General features: G+C 63.2%; 5 protein-coding genes. 4 read left to right on the forward strand and 1 reads right to left on the reverse strand.

Translation table 11 applies throughout. From position 1 onward, the window contains the following. A partial coding sequence (locus EN984_RS27220) for an acyl-CoA dehydrogenase (RefSeq protein ID WP_164765676.1) occupies window positions 1-1,269 on the forward strand: 1,269 nt, incomplete at its 5' end. 20 nt (window positions 1,270-1,289) lie between these two features. Further along, window positions 1,290-2,042 (forward strand): crotonase/enoyl-CoA hydratase family protein, encoded by a 753-nt coding sequence (locus EN984_RS27225; RefSeq protein ID WP_127270336.1) that lies wholly within the window; start codon window positions 1,290-1,292, stop codon window positions 2,040-2,042. A gap of 3 nt (window positions 2,043-2,045) precedes the next feature. Here the strand turns inward: EN984_RS27225 and pdxH are convergent, their stop codons facing one another. Then, a complete protein-coding gene (pdxH, locus tag EN984_RS27230) occupies window positions 2,046-2,663 on the reverse strand; it encodes a pyridoxamine 5'-phosphate oxidase (RefSeq protein ID WP_127270335.1) in 618 nt (205 codons plus the stop codon). Window positions 2,664-2,740: 77 nt separating this feature from the next. Between pdxH and EN984_RS27235 the strand changes: the two genes are divergently transcribed. Further along, entirely contained in the window at window positions 2,741-3,202 is a 462-nt protein-coding gene (locus EN984_RS27235) for an RT0821/Lpp0805 family surface protein (protein ID WP_127270334.1), read from the forward strand. 101 nt (window positions 3,203-3,303) lie between these two features. Beyond that, window positions 3,304-3,461 (forward strand): DnaJ domain-containing protein (locus EN984_RS27240; protein WP_164762358.1); only part of this gene is annotated, 158 nt, incomplete at its 3' end.

The raw sequence follows: 3,461 nt of genomic DNA on the forward strand, positions 1-3,461 counted from the left end.
GGCTCGGATCTCGCCGCCTTGCGCGCCCGCGCCGAGCCGGCGGGTGACGGCAGCTATCGCATCTTCGGCCAAAAAATCTTCATCACCTATGGCGAGCACGATTTCACCGACAACATCATCCATCTCGTGCTGGCAAGGCTGCCCGATGCGCCGGCCGGCACGCGCGGCATATCGTTGTTCCTGGTGCCGAAATTCCTGGTTGGCGACGATGGCGCGCTCGGTGCCCGCAACGACGTCTTCTGTTCCGGACTTGAGCATAAACTCGGAATCCATGCCTCGCCGACCTGCACCATGATCTATGGCGACGGCTTTGGAGGCGCCAAGCCCGGCGCCGTCGGCTGGCTGATCGGCGAGGAGAACAAGGGGCTCGCCTGCATGTTCACCATGATGAACAATGCGCGGCTTTGTGTCGGCATGCAGGGGGTGGCGGTCGCGGAAGCCGCAACGCAGAAGGCGATCGCCTATGCCAATGAGCGCCGGCAGGGCAAGGCCGCGAGCTACACTGGCACGGGTATGGCGCCTATCGTCCATCACCCCGATGTCCAGCGTAACCTGTTGACCATGAAGGCGCTGACCCAGACCGCACGCGCCATCAGCTATTCCTGTGCCCACGCCATCGACATGGCCCGTGTCTCCGCCGGTGACGAGGCGGCATACTGGCGCGATCGCGCCAATCTGCTGACGCCGCTGGCCAAGGCGTTCTCGACCGATATCGGCGTCGAGGTTGCCTCGCTCGGCCTCCAGGTTCATGGCGGCATGGGCTTCATCGAGGAGACGGGAGCGGCCGCCTTCTATCGCGATGCGCGCATCGCCCCGATTTACGAGGGCACCAACGGTATCCAGGCGATCGATCTGGTGATGCGCAAGCTGCCGCTCGGCGGTGGCGACCATGTGCATGGTTACATCGCCGAACTGGCTGATATGGCCGCAGCGGTGCGGACCTCGAACATGCAGGGTTTCGGCCGCACCGCCGCCGCTCTCGACGCGGCACTTGGCGATCTCAGCGAAGCGACCCGCTTCCTGCAAAAACTGACGGCCGATGGCCGATCGGAAGAGGCGCTGGCAGGCGCCACGCCCTATCTCAGGCTGATCTCGCTTGCCGCCGGCGGCGCCTATCTGGCGCGCGGTGCTCTTGCCGATCACAACCGCATAGCGCTTTGCCGTTTCTTTGCCGAAAACCTGCTCGGCGAGGTCAGCGCCTTGAGGGCGCGCGTCATTGATGGCGCCGAAAGCCTCGCCGCTGCCGGCAAGACGCTCGTCTCTGCCTGACGTTTCACAAGGAAAACACCGTGACAGACCATATCCTCGTCGAGCGCCAGGGCGCCATCCAGATCATCCGCATGAATCGGCCGGACAAGAAGAACGCGCTGACGCGCTCCATGTATGCGAAAATGTCAAAAACCCTGGCCGAGGGCGACGCCGACCCGGCCATCCGCGTCCATGTCTTTCTCGGCGTGCCCGGCGCCTTCTCCTCCGGCAACGACCTTGCCGACTTCATGGTCGTCGCCACCGGCGGCGACGGCGGCACCGAAGTCTGGGATTTCCTGATGGCGCTGGCCAAGGTCGAAAAACCCATGGTCTCCGGCGTCGACGGCATCGCGGTCGGCATCGGCACGACGCTCAACCTGCATTGCGACCTGACTTTCGCCACGCCACGCACCGTGTTCAGGACGCCTTTCGTCGACCTGGGCCTTGTGCCTGAAGCGGGATCGAGCCTGCTGGCACCGCGCATTCTGGGCCAGCAAGCCGCTTTCGCGCTGCTCGGTCTTGGCGAGGGTTTTTCGGCCGAGCGCGCCAAGGCCGCCGGCCTGATCTACGAGGTGGTCGAGGAAGCAGCGCTGGAGGCTTCGGTATTGGCGGCAGCCGGCCAGATCGCCGCCAAGCCACCACAGGCGCTGAAGATCGCGCGCAACCTGATGCGTGGTTCGCGCGACGATCTCGTCGCCCGCATCGGCGTGGAAAGCGAGCATTTTCGCGAGCGGCTGAAGTCCGATGAGGCGCGCGCCGCGCTCACCGCGTTCATGACGAGAAAGAAGGCCTGAGCCTCAGGGATAAAGCCGTGTCTTGTCCCAGCCGTCCTTCGCACTGCGCGTAAAAACGAGCCGGTCGTGCAGGCGGAACGGCCTGTCGTGCCAGAACTCGATGGTGCTGGGCACGATGCGGAAGCCGGACCAGTGCTTTGGCCGCGGGATCTCGCCGATCGGATAGCGTGCCGTGTATTCCGCCACCGCTTTCTCCAGCGCAAAGCGGCTTTCCAGCGGCCGCGATTGTTTCGAAGCCCAGGCGCCGATGCGGCTGCCGCGCGGCCGTGTCGCATAGTAGGCGTCGGCTTCGGCGTCGCTGACGATCTCCACCGGTCCGCGAATGCGCACCTGGCGGCGCAGCGACTTCCAATGGAAACACATCGCCGCCTTCATGCTGCCAAGAATCTCCTGGCCCTTGGCGCTCTCGAAATTCGTGTAGAAGACAAACCCGCTTTCATCGAACCCCTTGAGCAACACCATACGCACATCCGGCATGCCGTCGGCATCGACGGTCGCCAGAGCCACGCCGTTGGGGTCGTTCGGCTCGCTTTTCGTGGCGTCGTCCAGCCATGCGGCAAAGAGGCGAAACGGTTCGGCAGCCTCGGTAAAGTCACCGCTTGTTAACTCAGTGTCACTCATAGTTTTTCTCAAATTGTCACGAAGCCAAGATTCTTACAAAACCAAGATTCTTTACGAAGCAAGGGGGAGGCTGCCGATTGTCGCGTATCGCGCAAGCTTTTGACAGCAGGCAATGGAGCGTTATCGCTTCGGCCAGCGCGAAAGCCGCGATCGTGGCGCTCGCCTTGCCGCTTGCCGCGTGTGGCGCCGGCGGCTTCAGCCTGGAAAAAGCCGAAGTCGACCGCTCGATCCTGACCAGCAGCACGTCTGCTTCGGCCGCGCCGGCCAATTTGGATCGCGACTCCGACCAGACGACGATCGGCAATGCGGTTTCCTCGGCCGACATCGAGCAACTCGGCGGGCAGGCCGTGCCGTGGGCCAATGCCGGCACCGGCTCGCGCGGTTCCATCACCGATCTGGCGGAATTGAAGGACAACGGCCAGACCTGCCGCCGCTTCAAGGCCTCGCGCGAAAGCTTTGACGGCGTTGCCATGTTCGAAGGCGAACTGTGCCTGGCCAGCGCCGGCGGCTGGCGCATGCAGGACTTCAAGGCGCTCTGATTTTCCGCGTCTGATATGCTGCTCCAGCACTGGAATTTCTTCCTATGCGAGCGCATATAGGTGGCACAAGAGACTCAACTCTACTCCAGGGCAGTAAGCACATGCGCGACCCCTATGAGGTGCTGGGCGTTGCCAGGAACGCATCGGCCAAGGACATAAAGTCGGCGTATCGGAAACTCGCCAAGAAGCATCATCCGGACCAGAATCCGAATGATCCCAAGGCGAAGGACCGTTTTGCCGCGGCCAACCAGGCCTACGA

This window comes from Mesorhizobium sp. M7A.F.Ca.CA.004.12.1.1, from assembly GCF_003997835.1.
Taxonomy (GTDB): Bacteria; Pseudomonadota; Alphaproteobacteria; order Rhizobiales; family Rhizobiaceae; genus Mesorhizobium.

Coding starts and splice junctions, on each gene's coding strand:
- pdxH (WP_127270335.1), bottom strand. CDS start 2,663: ATGAGTGACACTGAGTTAACAAGCGGTGACTTTACCGAGGCTGCCGAA.